This is a genomic window from Rhodoferax ferrireducens (assembly GCF_003347515.1).
Taxonomy (GTDB): Bacteria; Pseudomonadota; Gammaproteobacteria; order Burkholderiales; family Burkholderiaceae_C; genus Rhodoferax.
In genome coordinates this window covers 1-1,245 of record NZ_QEII01000289.1, presented here as the reverse complement: position 1 = coordinate 1,245, position 1,245 = coordinate 1, and the positions used below count along the sequence as shown (strand labels likewise).

General features: G+C 59.3%; 1 protein-coding gene. It reads right to left on the bottom strand.

Annotated elements, in window-relative coordinates; translation table 11 throughout:
• The coding region (locus C5P05_RS17520) for a 50S ribosomal protein L32 (RefSeq protein WP_114971130.1) at positions 1 to 1,245 on the bottom strand (1,245 nt) is incomplete at both ends.

The following is a 1,245-nucleotide window of genomic DNA, read 5'->3' as shown; positions in this document are numbered from 1 at the left end:
TATCCGGGGTGGCCTCCAGCACGATTGAGCAAACCTGTGGCCAAAGCATCTTGCGCATCAGCGCGGGGTTGCCGGTGGCGACGAGTTCTTTCAGCGTGCCGGGCACATGCTCGATGGCGGCCTTGCGCGGGTACTCATGACCACATGAAGGGCAGGATGGCCGGGGCATGTGCATCGCGCGACAATGCGGGCACTTGACCAGTTCCTTTTCTTTGTCTTCAGCGGCTTCCTTCTTCTTTTCCTTTTTCTTGCCGTCGTCCAGCTCAGAAACACCGTTCTCGAAAAGCTCGTTGCACGCCTTCCAGAACCGGGCGACGTTGCCAGAATGGTCCAGCACGATGGCTTCAAACTTTCCCTCGAAGGTCCGCATGACGCGGCCCAGCATCTGAATGTGGACAGCGAGCGAGCTGCGCAGCGGCCGGGCCAGAATCAGGACCTCGACATCGGCGACATCGAAGCCACGCGTCAAGGCCTCCACTGACAAAATTCCGCGAATGCTGCTGTCGGCTTTCTTGAACTCTTGAACGATTTCGGCGCGGTCTTCCGGCTGGTCGTCGGCGGTATAGGTGGCCACGTTGATACCGGAGGCGATGAACTGGCGTTGCAGTTCCTGGGCGTGCACGATCGAGGCGGCAAAGCCGATGAACTTTTTGCCCTGGCCGTTTTGCAGGTACTCATGCACCACGTCGCCAACGACTTGCAGGGCGCGCTTGTCGGTTTCTTTGGCATCCCATTCGCCAGCCACAACCTTGACGCCATCCATATCCGGCGCGGTGCATGCGAAGTAGCGCAAAGGCACCAGACGGCCCATTTCAATCAGGCGGTTCGTGGTGGGCGCGTTGACGACCGTATCGAAATACTTGCCCAAGCCGGGCGTCACGGCGGTAGCCGACAAGCCGATGGCGTAGCAGTCTTTGGCAGCCAACTTCTTCTTGACCACGTCGTTCAGAACATGAGCCTCATCCACCACGATCAAACTCATTTCCGGCCACTTGCGCCGGGCCAAGGTTTGCACGCTGCACACCTGGACCAACTCGCTGGGGCGAAAGCGCCAGTGCGATGCCTGCATCATGCCGTGATCGAGGCCGTACTTATCGAAACGCTCGGAGGTTTGGGTACACAGGCTGATGCGATCGGCCAGAAAACCACCGCGCTTGCCGTTGTTCTTGGCGGCCAGCAGAATGGCCGTGGCCAGCTCGGTGTTGTGGCAAACCGTGAAATCTTCCAGCAGGTACAGATGGTCGC